Genomic DNA, 19830 nt, shown 5'->3' on the forward strand with positions numbered 1-19830 from the left:
ATGTAAAGAAAATGAAAACTTATTCTTTACATTGCTTTTATAAATTACTTCAAACTATTCATCACACTATATCCGCTATAATTCGGTATGAGTCCTAATCTCCAAATTGAAATTTCATTTATTCCAAACATTCTTGCCAGTGCTGCTTTCTCAAACATACTCTGCTCATTTTCATACCATAAAAAAACATTTTTGCCCTCAGGTGTAGTATATTTCAAATATGGATTTCTGTAAACAGTTGAGAAGCCTTTTTCTGTTCCTGCCGCTGTCATCCACTTATATACGGCTTCGGTATTTGCATGAAGGGGGGTAGCGGAGAGGAGTTTTCCATCATTGGATATTTCCCAGCCTACGGTTGCAAAACTTACAGCAAGTACTATTTTACTTTTATCCGATACACCTGTGGAACTGTCTGTAATAGCCTTTAAAGAGTAATATACACTTCCGATTGGCGTAACCGCAGTATTTTTATACCATTCTGTTCCTGTATATCCATCTAAGGAGGTCGGATTATAATCATGTGCCATCAAAATAACTTTATCAGCTAAATCACCTATTGTCTTATAATCAAATCCATCAAAGTAAACACCACTTGAAAGTGCTGGCTGCACTGTAACATAAAGTGTCTTATCCTTTGCTTTAAGCTGAGTAGAAAGATCCTTTAAAAAGGCATTAAAACCTTGTTTTACATCTGCTCCTTTTAAGCCTTCAAAATCTATAGTAACACCGCTGTATGGATTTTTTCCAATAGCCTCATAATTCTTATTCAATTCTGCCATAATTGCATCTACTGCTGTTTTACGCTTATCGGCACTTAAAAGCATATCCTTCACTCCATCTGAAGTATCCATATATACGCCCAAATGCGCTTTTGTTTTATTGCTTTCTACATAAGAAATAATGTCTTCATAGCCTGATGGAATCTTAAACTCATTTGCTCCTTCGCTGCCTGTGTTTAACCAGACACCTTTTGAATCATTGGCCATAGCGCTCCATCCAAAAGTTACAGCATCCAAGCTGCCTGTTAAATCCTTTTGTGCATAGGAAGAAATTGCATAAAAACTATGTAAGAAATCTGTTTTTCCATAATATTTGGCATAAACTCTTGTCAACATAGCTGCGGCTTCCTCACGTTTAGCCGTATTGGCAGGTGCAAAGGAACCTTGAGAAATACCATTAATCATACCTATGTCATAAGCAACGCCTATGTACCCCTTGTTTGTGGTTACATCAGTAAACTGTAAGGCTGAAGACTCTGCAGTTTTTATTGCATCAGAAAGACCTAAAGCCTTTACAAACATAACTGCCATTTCTTCTCTTGTTATAGGGGTATCCGGTAGAAAACTACTTGTTTTATCTATAGCATTATTTGACAATGCCGTTTCAATATAGGAATAATACCACTTATCTTTTGAAACATCTGAAAATGATGGCTGCTCTGGTTTCACAGTCTTCCATTTCAGCATGTTGCATAAAATAGTAGCAAATTCCGCTTTTGTAATGGTCTTGCCATATCCAAAGCTGCCTTCAGACTGTCCCTGCATTATCCCATATTTACCTGCATCCAATATGGATTGGATAGCCCAGCTGTCTGCGGGTACATCTGAGTATGTAGTTCCTGCAAAAGCTGGTATTACAGGTATCGCCATTGTTAACACACCTATTAAAGTAATACTAGCAAACTTTTTCAAAAAATTGATCATAATTTTTATTTTCCCCCTTTGTTTTACATATTTTTCATTATGCTCCTATACGATTAAATTTTCAATCCTGTTTTTTCTTTTTAAATAATACCAAAAAGGATAAACCCAACTGTATTTATAGAAAAATTAGCAAACATATGCACAAACCACGATGTATATATATTTCCCTGTTTTTCATTGAGCCAGTTAAAGATTACTCCTGCCATAGTGAGCGCAGCTAGCAAAAGTAAAAATAGCCAGATGGAAAACCATCCGATCATCATGGCCACATGATAAATAGCGAAAGCAAGCGAACTCACCAGATAAGCAAACTTTCGATTTGCCAATTTCTTTAAATTCATAAATACAAATCCCCTAAAGAAAAATTCTTCTAGAAGGGAATTGGCAAAGGAAATATAAATTGCAACAAATACGAAGTTATCTTTATTAACCCCAACATTTTTATTTAAGGCTCCTGTCACTTGTGAAAAATCAAAAAAAGTCCCAATAGTAAAATAACAGACCATTATAAATCCATAAACGCCTATCCCAATTAACGCTGCATGAATCATCCCTTTACGTTTAATAGCAAATAACGATTTCAGTTGAACCTTTCTATTGAAATGGCTATAACAAATTGGTATTAATAAAAATGCAATAATCTTCAACACGGATTTTGTTGCATATCCAGGCTGCCAAACTGCATCTGTAATACCCATAAACACACAGCATATAATTAAAATTAAAATAATTCCCCTGTCATCTTTCTTAAAATTAGACTCCATACTTTTCCCCTGGTTACCCCTTTATTTAATCTTTTATTACAGACCATTTCACCATCAGTTTTTCCAAAGAATAGGCTGCATTGGCAGGACTTGTAGAAGGTAATTCAATAATATCCCGTCCAGTCTTTGCTTTACCAAATGTATTATATAATCTCCCTGCTGTTTTCCCATTAGCAAATATCTTTTCAATATTACATTTATCTAAGATTGTATTTAAATCCGCAGCTACAACATCTCTAATGCTGCTATCACTAGAACCTTTTATTTCACAGCTTTCAATAACATCCCAAACCGCAATCCTGCATTTATAAAGAAAGTCCTTTTTCTCAAAAACATTCTCTGGAACGTCTAATCCATATATTCCGGCTATCACCCTCCAGAACCGGTTTTGTGGATGTCCATAATAAAACCCGTTTTCTCTAGACTTTACAGAAGGCAAACTCCCTAAAATTAATATTCTGGAATCTTTATCATAAATAGGTTCAAAAGGTTGTTTTATTCTTTCATAATCTGCCATAATATTTCCCCAATCATTTCCCATTCTTCCTGCATATCTCTGTCTTTCCATTGTGATTTAGCTTGTTCAAGTAATTTTTCAGCTTCCTCATGTTCTCCCTTTGCTATACGATAGTAAATATTGTTAGCAGCTATATTCCAATCAATATGATTATTTTCTTCAAACCTTAAAAAATCTTCTTTATTTTTCTCTGTGATGCTAATTACTTCTTCATAATTACCTAAGTAAAAGTGAAAACAACCCTTATCCAGATAATAAATTATTTTGTTTATACCTTTAACATTTTTTAAATCTATAGAAGCTAAAACTTCCAAGCCTTTTGCATATTCCTTCTTTTTGCCTAAGCCATAGCAAAGATTAAGCATTAGAAGGCTTCTGTGAAATTTGGACTTTGATTTGTTTAACAGTTTTTCAATATCTTCAAAAAATAAATCAAGATTCCCCTGCTCCATCACTTGTTTATTTATAACTTTTAATTTTCTCACAAACCGAATCTGGTATAAGCAACTTAAAATAACCACACCAGCAATCACTACAATTGCTAATAGTATGTAATACTTCCAAAATATATTATCCTCTATCTTTATTACATTTTTAAGTATAGCTAATATAATCCCAAGAGGAATTCCAATCCCTAAAATATACTTCATACGTATTTTCATTTTTAACTCCCTTTTATTGTATTTAATCAAAATAACCGTTTTAGATATCCTCATTAGTCCCAGCTTTCAAGGCCATTTCCGCTTATTGGTATAGCAGTCCCCAAAAAAGTAGGGTCCGGTTTTGCCAGCATTTTAAAGAAGTCTTTGTTTCTGGCAAGAAATTCACGAGTGTCTCTCTTTTCCTGCCCGGCATAAGTCCTTTGATCAGAGCACACACCATATGCCTCGTATCCTAATTTTTCAGCCAAGTATAATGCCCTATGCTGGTGATATTTCTGAGTAACCACAATCACCGCACTTACCTGAAAAATAGCTTTCGCCCTATACATGGAATCATATGTAGAAAATCCAGCATAATCTAAAAAGATATCATCCTCTGGAACATCACGGTCCAGTGCATACCTTTTCATTGCATTTACTTCATCATAGTATTTCTTTCCATGATCCCCAGATAAAAGTAACTTAGGTGCTGCTCCTGCCTTATATAAAGCTATTCCTGTATCTAGACGGTCCTTCAGCATATAATTCGGTGTGCCATCTGATTTAAGCCCTGCTCCAAGCACAAGAATGCAGTCTGCATTCAATGCTTTAAACCTGGATTGATCTTCCTTTACAAAACTCACTTCTTTATCTTCTTTTATTTCTCCAACAATTGCTGATTCTGTTGTTTTTATTACATATTCATTTATGGCAAATGGTAATGCTGCTATACTTACTAAAATGACTCCTATTACCATTACAATTTTCCTACTGCTTTTTTTGTTTTTGCCCATATTACTTTTTATCCTAATTCCTTAGATGTATTTCACATAAAAATGCATGGATTCTGATACATATCCTAATTGCTCATAAAATTTATGTGCCTCAGGATTTGTATACTCAGACTGGAATTGCAGCCTTTTACATCCATTTTCCCTGCCATAGTTTTCAATAAACTGCATTACAGAACGTCCAATGCCATTCCCTCTAAATTCTTCATTTATATATAAGTCATCTAGAACCAATGCTTTGCCATGACTCCAGACACTAAAAATAGTCATAAGGTTTGCAAAACCAATAGCCTTTTTTTCTTTTTCAATCAGTAAAAGCGTTATTAGTTCTGGATGGTGTAATGCTTCATCAAAGGTCGATGCAAATCTTTGGTCAGAGTTTGAATCTGTATTATTCCAAAACTCTTCATCCTTAATTTCATATGCCATGAATTCACGATTTAGTAAGATCCATTCTTTTTTATCTTGAGGTCTACAAAATCTTATTGTCAAAGAGTTCATATTTTCCATAATTATCCTCCATGTCAATTAAATATCTTTTACATCCTTGTTATTTTTACATGATGTAATATATTATATATGATAAAAGAAAGTTTTAACAGAATATTTCTGCTGTAACATCAAATAATAAGTAATATCGAGGTGCTATTATGACAGTTGAAAAGAAACTATTTACTGCAATAGATAATCACTTGCTGCAGGATCAATGTCCATCAGAGTATTTAAATGAACTATCTATTTTACCTGAATTTATGAACTATCCATTTAATATGCTTCTGGATTTAAAAGAAACAGAACAAGAACCTGTACATCATCCTGAAGGTAATGTATGGAATCATACAATGCTTGTTATAGATGAAGCAGCAAGGAGAAGAGAAAAAAGTATTAATTCTAAAGTTTTTATGTGGGCAGCATTACTTCACGATATAGGTAAACCTGCCACTACCAAACTTCGTCATGGCAAGTTAACGGCATACGATCATGATAAAATTGGGGAAAAACTCTGCAAAAAATTTTTATTAGCCGTAGATGCTCCCGAAACTTTTATCGAACAGGTTTCCTCACTGGTTAGATTTCATATGCATATCTTATTTGTAGTAAAAAACATGCCTTTTGGTGATATTAAAGGCTTAAAGGCCCATACAAATTTACAAGAAATAGCACTTCTTGGGTTATGTGACCGACTTGGAAGAACAAACTCAGATCTAAAAAAAGAAGAAGAAAATGTTGAATTGTTTTTATCAAAACTAATGGAAAAGGAAAGGATATAATTATGGCTAAAGCAGGAATGAAAAGACCAGATCCTAAAGACCCACATGGAACAGAAAGTAATCATAAATCACATTTCCCCAAAAATGATGTAGAACCTGTTCCTGAAATAAAAGGTAAAGCTAAAAAGGCAAAGTAAGGGCAAATCCGTATAAAAAAAGGCGGGGGTAATGGAAATTTATAGGGTATGAAACTAAAATTAAATATTGAAAGGCAAAAGGGATACTGCTTCATAAAGAGTAGTATCCCTTTTCCTGTTTTACATGATATAATACAATCAATATATTTTGATTGGTGGTGATGTGTAAATGCTCTCAGTGACTCGATATTCGATTAGAAACGAAAGCCTTACTCCTTGGATAAAATTTATATGGTATTTTGAAGCAGCAAACGCAGATATTCACTATAAATTATTGCCCACAGACTGTATTGATGTAATATTGAATTTATCGGACAAAATGATTTATGAAACTGCTTCATACAGTTTTTGTGCAGCACCTTTTCATATAAATGGCTTAAGAAGTGAGCATAGTTACATTCACCATTCAGGTAACGTCCGTATATTTGGTATATCGTTTTATCCTTTTGGATTGCTTCCATTTGTTAAAAAACCGTTGACAAGTATTCAAGATAAAATAATTGACTTGTATGCTCTTTCAGAACCTCTAGCACAAAATTTAAAATTGGTTGTTACTGATAGTGTACCAGTAGAAAAGACTTTAGAAAATATTGAAAATGTTTTATTTTCGGAGTTACAGGTTAACAGCGACTACACTCATAAAACAAAATTGATTTATGAGTTTATGGAAGCTGCTGATAATGTGAAGATACAATCTTTTTGTAGAGAGCGCAGAATAAACATCAAAACATTTGAAAGGATGGTATTGCTTTGTACTGGATATACCCCAAAGTTATTGCATCGCATAAGACGTTTTCAAGTGGCAAGTAATCAATTAGTGCATCAAAACTCTATTAACTTAACTGGAATTACCTATGATAACTGCTTTACAGACCAAGCCCATCTTATAAAAGAATTTCAAAGTTTTTCAGGAACTACACCTCGTGCATTTCAACAAGAAAAAGTAACTATAAAGGAAAATACCAAATACAGCTATATCTAATTGTCGATTTTATACAATACCTCTTGACTTTTCTCTACTATAATTAAGAAAAAACAGGAGGTATTTTTTATGTGTATTGTGACAGAAATTGTAACTATGAAAACAGTAGATGGAATTACAAAGGAAAAGTTCATTGACATAGTTAATGAACTAGAAAGAAATTATCACTCTAACCAACCCGGTTTCATTGACACGGAATTACTCTTTGATGATTCAAAAGGTGACTGGATAATAATACAGCATTGGGATTCTATGGAGAATTTAAAGTCGGCATCCAAAAAAATGTTTCAAGATACAGCTGCTAGCTCTTTTGTCCAGTCTCTAGATCCTAAAAGTGTAAAAATGACCATGTTGCCACAACTAAGAAAATGGTGATAGTATTTTAGAAATGTCAAATATTTTTCTATAAAATAAGAGAGACGGAATAGCCGTTAAGCTATTTCGTCTCTCTTTTGCTCAATAATTTTATAAAAATATTCCCATTTTACCTATCATACATACTATATAGCTTAGCATACACACCATTTTTAGCTATTAACTCTTCGTGGCTTCCTTGTTCCTCAATGCCATTATCTGTCAATACCATAATTGTAGTAGCATTTCTAATCGTTGTTAACCGGTGTGCAATTGTTAGGGTTGTTCTTCCCTTTGCCAGCTTTGCCAGAGAGTCCTGGACTACCATTTCACTTTCATTATCCAAGGCAGAAGTTGCCTCATCTAAAATTAAGATAGGTGGATTCTTTAAAAATACTCTGGCAATACTAATTCTTTGTTTTTGCCCGCCAGATAATTTCACTCCATGTTCACCTACAAAAGTATCATAACCTTCTGGCAGCTGACTTATAAAATCATGGGCTCCCGCAAGTTTTGCAGCCTCTACAATCTCTTCCTTTGACGCTCCTGGTTTACCATATTCAATGTTTTCATAAACAGTTCCAGAAAACAAGTATACATCCTGCTGTACCATGCCAATCTGTGATCTCAATGACTTTATAGTAACATTTCTTATATCAAATCCATCCACTAAAATTTCCCCCGACGTAACATCATAAAATCTTGGGATTAAATTACATAAAGTAGTTTTTCCTGCACCTGATGGACCTACAAAAGCTACATTTTCACCTGCTTTAATATTGATATTGATGTGTTCCAATATGCTGTCACTGTCGTCATATTTGAAACTTACATTTTCAAAGACAATGTCACCTTTTAGTGCTGGTAATTCAACTGCATTCTCTGCATCATCAATCTCAACAGGTTCATCCATTACCTCAATAAATCTTTCTATCCCCGTCATACCTCGTTGAAATTGTTCAGTAAATTCAACAATTCTTCTCACTGAATTTAAAAGCATCACCACATAAAGTAAATAGGCTACTAAATCAGCTGCATTAATTTTTCCATCTATCATAAAAAATGAGCCAATTACAACTACTGCAATGTACATGATACCATCAAACATTCTTACAGTTCCCTGAAATCCAGCCATATATTTATAGGCTTCTATTTTTACTCCAAGGAAACGCCCATTTCCCTCTTCAAATTTTGCTTTTTCTATTTCTTCATTGGCAAAGGACTTTGATACCCTGATGCCTAAAAGGCTATCTTCAACTTGGGCATTAATCTCTCCAATCTGGTTTCTTTGTTTCTTAAAAGCACTTTTCATCCTTCCATTAAACTGCATGGAACAAATAATCATAATTGGGATTATGGCAAAAATAATTATTGTAAGCCATACATTTACAGAACAAAGTATAACAAAAGATGCTGCAATCTTAAGGGCTGCAATAAAATATTCTTCTGGGCAGTGATGAGCAAACTCTGTGATATCAAATAAGTCACTGGTTATTCTTGCCATCAGCTGTCCAATTTTAGTATTACTATAATAGGAATAAGAAAGTTCCTGCATGTGGGCAAACAAATCTTTACGCATATCGGTTTCAATCCTTGCCCCCATTACATGCCCTACATTAGCCATATAATAATTAGCTATTACATCAATCAATCGAAGTAGTAAATATAAGGCCCCCAAACTTAATATCATCTTTACAGTTAAACCTTCTATGTCATTCATCCCTTTATCTGTTATGAACCTTACAATTAATGGAAGCACCAAATCACACAGAGTCGTCAATGTTGCACAAAATAGGTCCAGTATTAAAACCCACTTATATTTTTTAAAATAGGGTATAAATCTTTTTAGTAAATAGGATGTTTTTTTAGTGATTACATTTTCAGTCATTTCTAACTCCCTTTAGTCAACCTCTTGTTTTTATATTATTGTAATAACGTATAATCCTTCAACTGAACCTGTAAGTAGCTTTCTCCATTAATCCAATTTGAATTTTTCTCATCCTTCTGCTTATAATGGGTATCGCTTTTGTAATCTGTAATTACACCCTCTTCATTAACTAAAAAGTATTCGTAATCACTTTCTACCTTACAATATTCCCATTCCGCCCGTCTGGAAAGGTGGCTGCCCTTATAATAAACAAGGTATTCTGTTCCTGCCTTAACTTCATTCACTTTAATTGACTCCACTTTTTCTTTATCTATTTCATTATATCTAGAGTAAGGATAATACATATTTAAATAGATTCCTTCATAGTTTGTAACATTCGACACCTCTTTTTGATGGTCAGTATAATAAAAGGTAATATCAAATGCAATATTTCTGGTACTTTTATCTTTATTGGGCTTATCAACATTAAAACTAGTCTCAATCTTTTGCGGGGCATCTGTAGGATAATAACTTCCCTCTAATATATTTGTTTCTAAATTGGCACTTTCAAGATTCAGACTCATTTCCATGGCTTTATTAATCTTTTTTATGGCTCTCTGATTTGCGAAGTCTTCTCTAAGACCATCACCAAAGAAGATAAAGCATATAAGCAAAGCAAGGATAATAATTACTACAATTACTACAAATTTTTTAACGTTCATATTCACTCCTCCAATCAAGAAAAGAACTCATACTGCTTTTAATTACTTATCTCTTTATCAATATCATTAAACCCATTGCCATTACCCCAAACAGAATCTACATGAATAATAGTAACAAGCGCCTTTGGATCAGCCTTTGCTACATGCTGTCTGATTAAAATTCCTTCCCTTGGTGAACATAAAATCAGAAGTTTCTGTTTTTCCTTTCCCGAATATGCGCCAACAATGTTTTCTATAGAAACGCCTCTTTCCATATCATTCATTATGTATTCTGCAATGTCCTCAGGGTTTTCAGTAATAATTTCCATTTGAATAATTCTAGTTTCAAGACCAAATAAAACAAAATCAATTGTTTTTGATATAATAACTGTTGTAACTAAAGCATATAGCGCTATATTTCTGCCAAAAACAAAACCCGAAGTAATAATAACTGTAGCATCAATAGTCATTAAAAGTTTACTTAAACTGACATGCGGCAAAAACTTTTTCTGTATAATTTTTGCAACAGTATCTGAGCCTCCTGAAGAATATCCCCTGGAAAATGCTATACCACTGCAAATCCCTGAAAATACACCACAGTATATAGCCGCTAATATCATATCTTTCTCTTCTAGCAGGTCAAAATTCATTTTTTCAAAGAAGACCATTACCGTTGGATACATAATAGACATTAATAATATTTTTTTTGCCTCTTTTAGTCCTAATGATATTGCACATATTGCAAGAATAATAAGAGCGCCGATATAGTACATAGTTGAGAAACCAAAAGGCAAGTAATTTTGAAGTATTCTAATTACACCTGTAAGGCCTCCACTTGAAAGTCCGTTTGGCAGCATAATCGAAACTGTAGCAAAAGCTCCTAAAGAACATGCAATTAATATTAATATAAAATCTAATACAAAATTTTTAACGCTCTGCTTAGTTAGTTTTTTCATCCTCTTTCTCCCCTTTATTTAAACTATTTTAAAATTTTTTGTATTACATTACCAAATACATCTATACATGAAACACTGATTATACCTGTATGAGACATACTCTCTGCTGTTTCTTCTAATATTTCTTTCTCTCTTATAAGAATATTCTGTGGCTTGTGAATCTTTCCATCATAATTAAAATCCACACTCCAATAGTCTATAAAACTTAAGGAATCTGTATTTATTATGGTATTAATTTTCTCCCGGTCATTTATTCCAAATTTATCCAAGTAGCTTTCATTAAACCTATAACTATGTAATGTTACTCGGTATTTTTCATCTTGTCTTTCCACATTTACAACTATTTCGCCAGGTTCCTGTTCTGAAAAATTCTCCTGTAAAATAGTAAATTCTGCTTTCCTCTGCAATGCTCGCTTTCTAATGCCTGATATTGCATTATTTCCCACATCACAAGTAATCCAGTTTCTTTTCATTTTATTTGCAGTAACGGCCAGAGTTCCTGAGCCTCCAAAGAAGTCCGCGCATATATCCCCTTCTTTTGTACAGCTTTTTAAAATCCGTTCTAATAAGATTTCTGGTTTCTGGGTGGCATAACCCGTCCTTTCAGATGAAGTTCTGCCTACCATATCCACCTGCCACACATCTTTCATATTTACAAGTGTATACCAGCCTACTTCATCTTGGAATTCCTCTACGCCTTTAAACCGATAAGGTTTAAAGCCTCTATTATAGGACTTTTCTTTTTGTGCCTTAAAATAATAGTTTTCATTCTTTCCATAGAATAACAAAGTGTCGTGTTTTCTTGCAAAGCGTTTATTACTAGTGCCCCCAGATTTATAATTCCATATAACTTCATTTATAAAATTGTCCACTCCAAATACTTCATCCATTAGGATTTTTACATAATGTACTACATGCCAGTCAAGGTGCATCCAGATGCACCCTTCCTTAGCAAGCAAATCACGCATCATAAATAGTCTTATGCATATCATCCTCAGATATGACTCGATTCCTTCTTTCCAGGTATCTGTATAAACAATCTGCTTTATTTTACATGTTTCTTCAAGGCACTTCGTGCTAATTTTCACCTGCATGTTATAATCTGCTTTAGAAAAAAATGGTGGATCTACATAAATCAAATTTATCTTTTCTCGAAATTGTTCTTTAGAAGCCAAGTACTTCATGAATTTAAGATTATCACCCTTAGCTAAAATGTTATTTTTAGCAGACTCATATTCACCATAAATTTCATGAACATCAAAATCACATGAGCAGTTTTCATCTTGGATTTCTTTTCTCATCTCTTCATATTCATTTCTGCAATCATCAATTATTTCTGCAAGCTTATAAATCAAGCTCATAAATTAGCTCCTTCTTTTGTTGCTCTTATTCGCAATCTGCCTATTTGTATTTTCCCTTGGTTCTTTTTTTCTGTCATTTTGTGATCTACCTGGACCCCGAAGAAGTTTTCCAAATAAATCTTCTCTTCCAGCCTTAACCAATGCAGCTTTTACTAATCCATGATTCTCTGGTTTATTAAAATGGATTAAAGCTCTCTGCATCTTCTTTTCTTCCATACTCTTAGCCACATAGACTTTTTTCATGGTTAATGGGTCTAGTTCTGTATGATACATACAAGTTGCCAAAGTTCCAGGTGTCGGATAAAAATCCTGTACCTGATCTGGCACAAATCCATTATCACTTAAAAATAGTGCAAGTTCAATGGCATCCTCTAAAGTGCTTCCTGGATGTGAAGAGATTAAATAAGGAATTAAATACTGCTTTAATCCTAACTGTTCATTTATCTTCTTGTATTTGCTGCTAAACTCTTCAAATACTTTTTTCTCTGGCTTATGCATATAAGAAAGTACCCGGTCAGAAACATGCTCTGGTGCTACCTTAAGTATACCACTTATATGATATTTGCAAAGCTCTCTTAGAAATTCATCACTTTTATCTGCCATTACATAGTCAAACCTTATACCAGAGCGTATAAATACTTTTTTTACACCCTCTATACCTCGAAGTTCTCTGAGTATTTCCAAATATTCTTTATGATCTACGCTCATCTGATTGCAGGGATGTGGATAAAGGCAATCTTTGTGTGTACAAACTCCCTTAGTCAGCTGTTTTTCACAAGCTGCCACTCTGAAATTTGCCGTAGGCCCTCCTACATCATGAATATATCCTTTAAAACCCTGTACTGCGGTTAATTTTTTCGCTTCATTTACAATAGATTCTTTACTTCTTCCTCTCACCTGCCTGCCCTGATGATAAGTCAAAGCACAGAAAGCACAACCACCGAAACAGCCTCGGCTGCTTATAATACTGAATTCTACTTCCTTAATAGCTGGTATTCCTCCCAGTGCCTCATAAGATGGATGATACGTACCCTCATAAGGTAATTCATAAACATCATCAAGCTCCTGTGTTTCAAGTGGGGGCTGTGGTGGGTTCTGTACTACATATAAGCCTTCGCTATACTTTTCTACTAGTCTTTTAGCTATAATATAATCATTATTTTTATATTGGATAGCAAAACTTTCTGCATAGGCCTTCTTGGACTCTGCAATGTCCTGAAAATCAGGTAACATTAATGTATCTTCATCCATATAAATTTCTTTTGATTTAACACAAGTTCCTCGAATCCATCCGATATCTTTAGATTCAATACCTGATTCAAGTGCCTCTGCTATTTCTATAATTGCTCGTTCACCCATGCCATAAATCAATATATCAGCTTTAGCATCCAGCAATATAGATCTTCTCACACTATCATCCCAATAATCATAGTGTCCAAGTCTTCGTAAACTTGATTCAATGCCTCCAATTATAATAGGAACATCTTTATATGCTTCTCTGGCTCTGTTACTGTAAACAATTACTGCACGATTTGGACGCCTTCCAATCTCCCCACCTGGAGAATATGCATCCGTTCTTCGCTTATGCTTAAAAACTGAATAATGATTGACCATAGAATCAACATTTCCTGCATTTATAAGAAATCCTAATCTAGGTCTTCCAAACCTCATAAAATCTTCCTTACTATTCCAGTCTGGCTGTGATAAAATAGCCACCTTATATCCTCGGCTTTCTAACAATCTGCTAATTATAGCAGTGCCAAAAGAGGGATGGTCTATATAGCCATCCCCTGTAATTAAAACAAAATCTGGCTGTTCCCAACCTCTTGCTTCACATTCTTCTTTTGTTATAGGCAAAAATCCCATTCAAACCTCTTTCTTACTTGTCTTTTTTCCATATACCTTTGTTGTCAACATTCAATACGTTGCTCATGTACATAAGTACATTCCGCTACGTTTGACTGTTTCCGCCTTGGTATATGAAAAAAATCCTTCGTAATTTATTCTCTTTTTTCTTATTGAAAAAATCTTATGCAATTTATTTTAAAATTATTTATCTGCTGCCTTTATCATACGGTACTGCTACTGCTCTTGGCGCCTGTGAAGATTTAGAACTAAAAGCAAGCACAATCAGCGTTGCAATAAATGGCACCATTTTATAAATATCGCTTGGAATATTTGATGTTGCCAAAACTGGAATAACCGAATAAGCTGAAGCAATTGTCTTCATTAAACCGAAGAAAAATGCTGCAAACAAAATTCTGATTGGCTTCCACTGTCCAAAAATCATAACTGCCAATGCAAGGAATCCATATCCTGCTACCGTTGCATTAAAATTTGTTGATGTTGGTATTACAAATACAAGTCCGCCTAGACCGGCAAGACCACCAGAAACCATAACACCTGCATATCTCATTCTATATACATTTATACCTACAGAATCTGCTGCATGAGGATGCTCACCACAAGCGCGTAGTCTTAGACCAAACCGAGTCCTATATAAGACTATAACGGATATAATAAGTATAATAAAACCTATATATGTTGTAATATATGCATTTTTGAAAAATAAACTCCCGATAACAGGAATATCTCCCAAAACTGGTACAGAATCGATTCTAAAGGTATTTAGAAAAGTAATCTGTTGAACCCCGTCTGTCTGAATCATTCTGGCTACATAAATAGCAAATGCTGGCGCAAACATGTTTAAAGCTGTGCCTCCAATAATCTGGTCTGCCTTCATGTTTACTGCTGAATATGCAAGTAATAGTGAAAAAACTGCCCCAACAACTACGGCAACTAAAATAGCTAAAATTAGCAATACCTGTCCGCTCATAGAATCCTGCATTTGGTTTATGAAATATATGCTGGCAAATGCACCCATAATCATGGTACCATCCAAAGCAATATTGGTAACGCCGCCACGTTCAGTAAACATACCGCCAAGTGCGACGATTAAAAGTGGAATTGAAAAAAACATTGTCTGTTGAACGACTAAATATAAAACATCCATTACTTTTCTCCCCCCTTCTTACTCTCAGCTTTATGCTTTATGATGCTAGGTATGATTCTTCTCAAAATTAATGAGAATGCACTAAAATAAATAATGCAGGCTATAATCATTTCAATAATTTCAGGGGCATAATCCAATCGTTGCAGATAGTTTCCTCCCTGTGTGATATATGAGATAAAAATAGCGGAAAAAATAATACCAATAGGATTGGAAAGTCCAAGTAAGGCTACCGGAATACCATTAAAGCCTTCACTTGCCAGCATATCTACAACCTTGATATGTCTTCCGCTGGCACCTGATAAGTATAATAGCCCACCACCAAGTCCAGATAGCGCTCCTGCTATAACCATGGAAAGCACAATATTTCTCTTTTCATTTATACCTGCATATCTGCTGGCATCAGCATTATATCCACATGCCTTAAGCTCGTATCCAAAAGTGGTCTTATTCAATAAAACATACATAATGATTGCAATGATTATGGCAATATAAATGCCGCAATTTACTGTAGACAAATCTTTGCCACCACCCAGGCTATTGTAAAATATATCATCTAATCCCATTTTAGGCAATACGCAAGTACTCGCTATATTTAATGACTGTGTTTTCAGACTATCATAAACTGTAAGCTTTACTAAATAATTTGCCATATACATTCCTATGTAGTTCATCATAATAGTGGAAATTACTTCATGAACATTTAAATAAGCCTTCATAAGCCCAGGAATCAATGCCCATAGTCCACCAATAACCGCTGCTGCTAATAAGGCTGCAATCCAATGGATAGGTGCAGGAAGAAATGTCCATTTAACTCCAACATAAATAGCCGCAAAAGCACCCATTATAAATTGTCCTGCGGCACCAATGTTGAATAGTCCCGTTTTAAACGCGAAACCTACAGATAAACCTGTCAGAATCAAAGGGGTTGCAAAATATAATACTTGCCCCATTCCTTTACCGCCTGTACTAAATCCACCTTTTAAAATAATAACTAATCCCTCTCCCGCCTGGGAAGGATTACTAATTAATAAAATAATAAATCCAAATAACAATCCAATTAATATAGCAAAAATTGATGACATAGCGTTATTAAATGCATCACTTATTAAAAGCTTTTTTATCCGTTCCATCCTACGCTGTCACCTCATTTCTTTTTGATCCAGCCATATATAAACCTAATTCCTGAATCGATATTTCCTTGGGGTTTACATCAGCAACAATTTCACCCTCATAAATAACAAGAATTCTATCACTTACGTTCATTACTTCATCAAGCTCTAATGAAACTAAAAGCACAGCCTTTCCTTCATCACGCTTCTCAATAAGCTGCCTATGAATATATTCTATAGCACCCACATCCAGACCTCTTGTAGGCTGTACTGCAACCAAAATTTCCGGGTCTAAATCAAGCTCTCTGGCAATAATGGCTTTTTGCTGATTGCCTCCTGACATACTTCTGACAGTAGTCTTAGCTCCTTGACCGCTTCTGATATCAAACTGTTCAATAAGTTTCTCAGCATACTCTTTAGATTTCTTAAAGTTTAAGAACCCACCTTTTTGAAAATCTGGTTTAAAATAATTTTTTAATATCAGATTCTCAGCCAGGTTATAATCTAAAATAAGTCCATCTTTATGTCTATCCTCAGGAATGTGACATAAACCTGCCAGATTTCTCCTGCGGATACTATTCTTTGTAATATTTTCTCCATTAATAAATATCTCTCCAGATTCTATGGATGATAAACCAGTCAGCCCATAAACTAATTCAGATTGCCCATTTCCATCTATCCCTGCAATACAGACAATTTCACCTTTTCTTACTTGAAAAGAAACATTGTTGACAGCATTTTTGCTATTATGCTTAGATTTTACTGTCATATTTTTTACTTCAAGTACAATTTCACTTGGATCCTTTGCTTTTTTCTGAATCGTAAGATCCACTTTTCTGCCTACCATCATTTCTGACATTTCTTCTTTTGAAGTAGTCGCTACATCGATTGTTCCAATATACTTTCCCTTTCTAAGTACTGTACATCTATTGGCAACTTCCTTTATTTCGTTTAATTTATGTGTAATAAAAAGAATAGATTTGCCTTCTGCTGCCAGTCCCTTCATTATTTTCATCAGTTCTTCAATTTCCTGTGGAGTTAATACTGCAGTAGGTTCATCAAAAATAAGGATTTCATTATCCCTGTAAAGCATTTTAAGTATTTCTACTCTCTGCTGCATTCCTACAGTGATATCCTCAATCTTCTCCTCAGGATTTACCATAAGACCATACTTTTCAGATAAAGCAACAATCTTCTCTTTAGCCTCGTTCATTTTCAAAATTCCGTTTTTAGTAGTTTCCACTCCTAAAATGATATTTTGAAGTACTGTAAAATTGTGTACCAGCTTAAAATGCTGATGTACCATACCAATTCCTAAAGCATTGGCATCATTAGGGTCACTAATTTTAACTTCTTGCCCATTTTTTTTAATGACACCCTTTTCCGGTTGATACATCCCAAACAGTACACTCATCAGAGTGGATTTACCAGCTCCATTCTCTCCAAGCAACGCATGTATTTCACCTTTTTTCAGTTGTAATGTAATATCATCATTAGCTATGATTCCTGGAAATTCTTTTGTGATGTTTAACATCTCTATTATATATTCCATAATGGTTGAACCTCTCTTCAATAGAATATAAATATTATACCTAAATTTTACATAAAAAACAACATAACAAAAGGGAACTTTCCCTTAGAACGATACGCCTTATATACATTTATATTAATGAAACAAAGTATCAACTTCTTTTGTTTTCTCATATAGTATGAATAGAGCGTCATCAAATAATAATTTACCTATATATTGTACTAAAAGTCATTTGAGAAGGTTAAAAAGCTTGTGGAATATAAAAGAAAGGAACTTTGGGTGATAATTTGAACAAATATAAAGTGTGTGTTTATGCAATTTGTAAAAATGAGGTGGATTTTGTTGATAGATGGGTAGACTCAATGAATGAAGCGGATCTTATTGTAGTGACTGATACTGGTTCAGATGATGGAACTGTGGCAAAACTTCGCGAAAAAGGTGTCATTGTATATGTGACTGAAGTAAAACCTTGGCGATTTGATATTGCTAGAAATATTTCATTGAATCATGTTCCTATTGATATTGATATTTGTGTATGTACTGACTTAGATGAGATTTTTGAAAAAGGGTGGAGAAAATGTCTTGAGGACGTCTGGACTAAAGACACAAAGATGGCTAAATATTTATACAACTGGAGCTTAAAAGAGGATGGAACACCCGATGTACAATTTAACTATTTTAAAGCTCATTCAAGGGATTATTACAAATGGAATTATCCGATTCATGAATGTTTAAAATATATAGGTAAAGTTCCTGAAAAAACAGTATTTGCTACCGGAATGGTACTGAATCATTATCCAGACAAAACAAAATCAAGAGATTCATATCTTCCGTTATTAGAAATGGCGGTGGAGGAATCACCCGAAGATGACCGTGTTACTTATTATCTCGGCCGTGAGTATATGTATAAGGAAATGTGGGGAAAATGCATACAAACCTTAAAAAGGCATTTATCTTTAAAATCATCTGTTTGGAAAGAAGAACGATGCGCTTCAATGAGATGGATAGCCAAATCATACTTTCAGCTTTCAAATATTACCGAGGCGCTCAGTTGGTATTATAGGGCTATTGCTGAATGCCCACACATGAGAGAGCCCTATGTTGAATGTGCAAAAATGGGTTATGTCTTAAATGATTGGGAATTAGTGTTTTATATGACGGAGCAAGCTTTAAAAATAAATCAAAAATCTCCAACTTATATTAATATGGGATATTGTTGGGATTATACGCCAGATGATTTGGAAGCAATAAGTTGCTATTGGCTTGGCATGTATGATAGATCTCTTCGTCATGCAAAAACAGCACTTTCGTTTAGTCCTAAGGATAACAGGCTAATTAACAATTTATCAATTATAGAGCAAAAATGTAATAAAATATAATAACTAATTCTCTACACCAAAAAGGAGTTTGCAATTTGTAAACTCCTTTTTGGTGTTAAATCTTAGATAGTTTAAAATATGATTGATACAATGTCAGTTTAAATAGGTATCGCGTACCGATTTTTTAATAATTTATTGAGGATTAGATTCTGATGGTTTCAGATTCTTTTTATTTCGTAAAAGCTAACACATAGTCAGTCTGTTCATCTACGCAATTTGTGTTATTACAAGGTGCGCAGAAACAGGCCTTGTGCCTCCGGCGAGAGGAGTTATGGTTAGTGCCGTCGAATTGCCTGCAGGATTTCGTACAGTGAGTATTGAATTAATGACTGTCGTAGTTACAAGCGCCATTCCTACTATCTGTGAAGTGCCAGTTGCACGACCTACCACTGTATAAGCTAAGTCAGCCCCATTAAGAGTCAAAATAAGTTGGCCTGCTTCTGATACACTTACCTGGAATAATACTTCATACGTGCCAATTTCAGCTAAGTTAAATGAGCTAGGACCTGTTCGGGTAATTGTTGAAGCACTGGTAGGTCCATCTTGTGGAAAGCTAACATCAGTTCCGGGAGCAACTGTTGCTGCATTATCTGGAGGCATCAGTGCAAAGAAATCAGCAAAATTCAATATTCCTCCAGTAGCTCCTGTGGCGCCTGTGGCTCCCGTAGGTCCGGTATCTCCTGTCGGTCCCGTGGCTCCCGTGGCTCCGATTGCTCCTGCTGGTCCGGTATCTCCTGTTGGTCCCGTGGCTCC

At 34.6% G+C, this 19830-nt stretch carries 20 protein-coding genes; 5 read left to right on the top strand and 15 right to left on the bottom strand.

Annotation, left to right across the window (positions count from 1 at the left end):
- Positions 1 to 44 precede the first annotated feature (44 nt).
- From RTW14_RS17745 to RTW14_RS17770, 6 genes are all read right to left on the bottom strand, one after another.
- Positions 45 to 1703, bottom strand: coding sequence for an S-layer homology domain-containing protein (locus tag RTW14_RS17745; RefSeq protein ID WP_312653971.1), 1659 nt, complete (start codon positions 1701 to 1703; stop codon positions 45 to 47).
- Positions 1704 to 1783: 80 nt separating this feature from the next.
- Entirely contained in the window at positions 1784 to 2467 is a 684-nt protein-coding gene (locus RTW14_RS17750; RefSeq protein WP_312653973.1) for a CPBP family intramembrane glutamic endopeptidase, read from the bottom strand.
- Between the two features lie 25 nt (positions 2468 to 2492).
- Complete coding sequence (locus tag RTW14_RS17755) at positions 2493 to 2984, bottom strand: DNA-deoxyinosine glycosylase (RefSeq protein ID WP_312653975.1); 492 nt, start codon at positions 2982 to 2984, stop codon at positions 2493 to 2495.
- Entirely contained in the window at positions 2963 to 3646 is a 684-nt protein-coding gene (locus tag RTW14_RS17760) for a hypothetical protein (RefSeq protein ID WP_312653978.1), read from the bottom strand. Before RTW14_RS17760 ends, RTW14_RS17755 begins: the two co-directional genes overlap by 22 nt.
- 53 nt (positions 3647 to 3699) lie before the next feature.
- A complete protein-coding gene (locus tag RTW14_RS17765) occupies positions 3700 to 4419 on the bottom strand; it encodes a SanA/YdcF family protein (protein WP_312653980.1) in 720 nt (239 codons plus the stop codon).
- Positions 4420 to 4440: 21 nt separating this feature from the next.
- Positions 4441 to 4926: a GNAT family N-acetyltransferase gene (locus RTW14_RS17770; RefSeq protein ID WP_312653983.1), complete on the bottom strand. Its 486-nt coding sequence runs from the start codon at positions 4924 to 4926 to the stop codon at positions 4441 to 4443.
- 140 nt (positions 4927 to 5066) lie between these two features.
- Between RTW14_RS17770 and RTW14_RS17775 the strand changes: the two genes are divergently transcribed.
- The 4 genes from RTW14_RS17775 (at position 5067) to RTW14_RS17790 (ending at position 7181) form a co-directional block, all read left to right on the top strand.
- The gene (locus RTW14_RS17775) at positions 5067 to 5687 is read left to right on the top strand and encodes an HDIG domain-containing metalloprotein (protein WP_312653985.1); all 621 of its coding nucleotides are present in this window, start codon (positions 5067 to 5069) and stop codon (positions 5685 to 5687) included.
- Between the two features lie 2 nt (positions 5688 to 5689).
- Positions 5690 to 5824, top strand: coding sequence for a hypothetical protein (locus RTW14_RS17780; protein ID WP_312653987.1), 135 nt, complete (start codon positions 5690 to 5692; stop codon positions 5822 to 5824).
- A gap of 169 nt (positions 5825 to 5993) precedes the next feature.
- The gene (locus RTW14_RS17785; protein WP_312653989.1) at positions 5994 to 6806 is read left to right on the top strand and encodes a DUF6597 domain-containing transcriptional factor; all 813 of its coding nucleotides are present in this window, start codon (positions 5994 to 5996) and stop codon (positions 6804 to 6806) included.
- A 69-nt stretch (positions 6807 to 6875) separates the two neighbouring features.
- Positions 6876 to 7181 (top strand): antibiotic biosynthesis monooxygenase family protein, encoded by a 306-nt coding sequence (locus RTW14_RS17790; RefSeq protein ID WP_312653991.1) that lies wholly within the window; start codon positions 6876 to 6878, stop codon positions 7179 to 7181.
- A gap of 109 nt (positions 7182 to 7290) precedes the next feature.
- Here the strand turns inward: RTW14_RS17790 and RTW14_RS17795 are convergent, their stop codons facing one another.
- The 8 genes from RTW14_RS17795 to RTW14_RS17830 all read right to left on the bottom strand — a co-directional run bounded on the left by RTW14_RS17795 (position 7291) and on the right by RTW14_RS17830 (position 17719).
- Positions 7291 to 9048, bottom strand: a complete 1758-nt coding sequence (locus tag RTW14_RS17795) for an ABC transporter ATP-binding protein (RefSeq protein WP_312653993.1) — start codon at positions 9046 to 9048, stop codon at positions 7291 to 7293.
- 35 nt (positions 9049 to 9083) lie between these two features.
- Positions 9084 to 9749, bottom strand: coding sequence for a hypothetical protein (locus tag RTW14_RS17800; protein WP_312653995.1), 666 nt, complete (start codon positions 9747 to 9749; stop codon positions 9084 to 9086).
- Positions 9750 to 9787: 38 nt separating this feature from the next.
- Positions 9788 to 10684 (bottom strand): YitT family protein, encoded by an 897-nt coding sequence (locus RTW14_RS17805; RefSeq protein ID WP_312653997.1) that lies wholly within the window; start codon positions 10682 to 10684, stop codon positions 9788 to 9790.
- A gap of 23 nt (positions 10685 to 10707) precedes the next feature.
- Positions 10708 to 12045: a site-specific DNA-methyltransferase gene (locus RTW14_RS17810; protein WP_312653999.1), complete on the bottom strand. Its 1338-nt coding sequence runs from the start codon at positions 12043 to 12045 to the stop codon at positions 10708 to 10710.
- Positions 12046 to 12048: 3 nt separating this feature from the next.
- Positions 12049 to 13911, bottom strand: coding sequence for a YgiQ family radical SAM protein (locus tag RTW14_RS17815; RefSeq protein WP_312654001.1), 1863 nt, complete (start codon positions 13909 to 13911; stop codon positions 12049 to 12051).
- 187 nt (positions 13912 to 14098) lie between these two features.
- A complete protein-coding gene (locus tag RTW14_RS17820) occupies positions 14099 to 15058 on the bottom strand; it encodes an ABC transporter permease (RefSeq protein ID WP_312654003.1) in 960 nt (319 codons plus the stop codon).
- Positions 15058 to 16188 carry an ABC transporter permease gene (locus RTW14_RS17825; protein WP_312654005.1) on the bottom strand — a complete coding sequence of 377 codons (1131 nt, stop codon included), beginning with the start codon at positions 16186 to 16188 and terminating at the stop codon, positions 15058 to 15060. The genes RTW14_RS17820 and RTW14_RS17825 overlap by 1 nt, the downstream gene beginning before the upstream one ends.
- A gap of 1 nt (position 16189) precedes the next feature.
- On the bottom strand, positions 16190 to 17719 hold the full coding sequence (locus RTW14_RS17830) for an ABC transporter ATP-binding protein (protein WP_312654007.1): 1530 nt from the start codon (positions 17717 to 17719) through the stop codon (positions 16190 to 16192).
- Between the two features lie 266 nt (positions 17720 to 17985).
- On the opposite strand from RTW14_RS17830, the gene RTW14_RS17835 reads away from it, so the two are divergent.
- Entirely contained in the window at positions 17986 to 19077 is a 1092-nt protein-coding gene (locus RTW14_RS17835; protein ID WP_312654009.1) for a tetratricopeptide repeat-containing glycosyltransferase, read from the top strand.
- 207 nt (positions 19078 to 19284) lie between these two features.
- Here RTW14_RS17835 and RTW14_RS17840 read toward each other — a convergent pair.
- Positions 19285 to 19830: hypothetical protein (locus RTW14_RS17840; RefSeq protein ID WP_331654506.1), on the bottom strand; the 546-nt coding region annotated here is incomplete at its 5' end.

It is taken from the genome of Aminipila sp., assembly GCF_032051575.1.
In the GTDB taxonomy this organism is placed as follows: Bacteria; Bacillota; Clostridia; order Peptostreptococcales; family Anaerovoracaceae; genus Aminipila.

What these genes read in the sequence shown, in the direction of transcription:
- RTW14_RS17745 (WP_312653971.1), bottom strand. Translation starts at nt 1,703, where the DNA reads ATGATCAATTTTTTGAAAAAGTTTGCTAGTATTACTTTAATAGGTGTG.
- RTW14_RS17750 (WP_312653973.1), bottom strand. Translation starts at nt 2,467, where the DNA reads ATGGAGTCTAATTTTAAGAAAGATGACAGGGGAATTATTTTAATTTTA.
- RTW14_RS17755 (WP_312653975.1), bottom strand. Translation starts at nt 2,984, where the DNA reads ATGGCAGATTATGAAAGAATAAAACAACCTTTTGAACCTATTTATGAT.
- RTW14_RS17760 (WP_312653978.1), bottom strand. Translation starts at nt 3,646, where the DNA reads ATGAAAATACGTATGAAGTATATTTTAGGGATTGGAATTCCTCTTGGG.
- RTW14_RS17765 (WP_312653980.1), bottom strand. Translation starts at nt 4,419, where the DNA reads ATGGGCAAAAACAAAAAAAGCAGTAGGAAAATTGTAATGGTAATAGGA.
- RTW14_RS17770 (WP_312653983.1), bottom strand. Translation starts at nt 4,926, where the DNA reads ATGGAAAATATGAACTCTTTGACAATAAGATTTTGTAGACCTCAAGAT.
- RTW14_RS17775 (WP_312653985.1), top strand. Translation starts at nt 5,067, where the DNA reads ATGACAGTTGAAAAGAAACTATTTACTGCAATAGATAATCACTTGCTG.
- RTW14_RS17780 (WP_312653987.1), top strand. Translation starts at nt 5,690, where the DNA reads ATGGCTAAAGCAGGAATGAAAAGACCAGATCCTAAAGACCCACATGGA.
- RTW14_RS17785 (WP_312653989.1), top strand. Translation starts at nt 5,994, where the DNA reads ATGCTCTCAGTGACTCGATATTCGATTAGAAACGAAAGCCTTACTCCT.
- RTW14_RS17790 (WP_312653991.1), top strand. Translation starts at nt 6,876, where the DNA reads ATGTGTATTGTGACAGAAATTGTAACTATGAAAACAGTAGATGGAATT.
- RTW14_RS17795 (WP_312653993.1), bottom strand. Translation starts at nt 9,048, where the DNA reads ATGACTGAAAATGTAATCACTAAAAAAACATCCTATTTACTAAAAAGA.
- RTW14_RS17800 (WP_312653995.1), bottom strand. Translation starts at nt 9,749, where the DNA reads ATGAACGTTAAAAAATTTGTAGTAATTGTAGTAATTATTATCCTTGCT.
- RTW14_RS17805 (WP_312653997.1), bottom strand. Translation starts at nt 10,684, where the DNA reads ATGAAAAAACTAACTAAGCAGAGCGTTAAAAATTTTGTATTAGATTTT.
- RTW14_RS17810 (WP_312653999.1), bottom strand. Translation starts at nt 12,045, where the DNA reads ATGAGCTTGATTTATAAGCTTGCAGAAATAATTGATGATTGCAGAAAT.
- RTW14_RS17815 (WP_312654001.1), bottom strand. Translation starts at nt 13,911, where the DNA reads ATGGGATTTTTGCCTATAACAAAAGAAGAATGTGAAGCAAGAGGTTGG.
- RTW14_RS17820 (WP_312654003.1), bottom strand. Translation starts at nt 15,058, where the DNA reads ATGGATGTTTTATATTTAGTCGTTCAACAGACAATGTTTTTTTCAATT.
- RTW14_RS17825 (WP_312654005.1), bottom strand. Translation starts at nt 16,188, where the DNA reads ATGGAACGGATAAAAAAGCTTTTAATAAGTGATGCATTTAATAACGCT.
- RTW14_RS17830 (WP_312654007.1), bottom strand. Translation starts at nt 17,719, where the DNA reads ATGGAATATATAATAGAGATGTTAAACATCACAAAAGAATTTCCAGGA.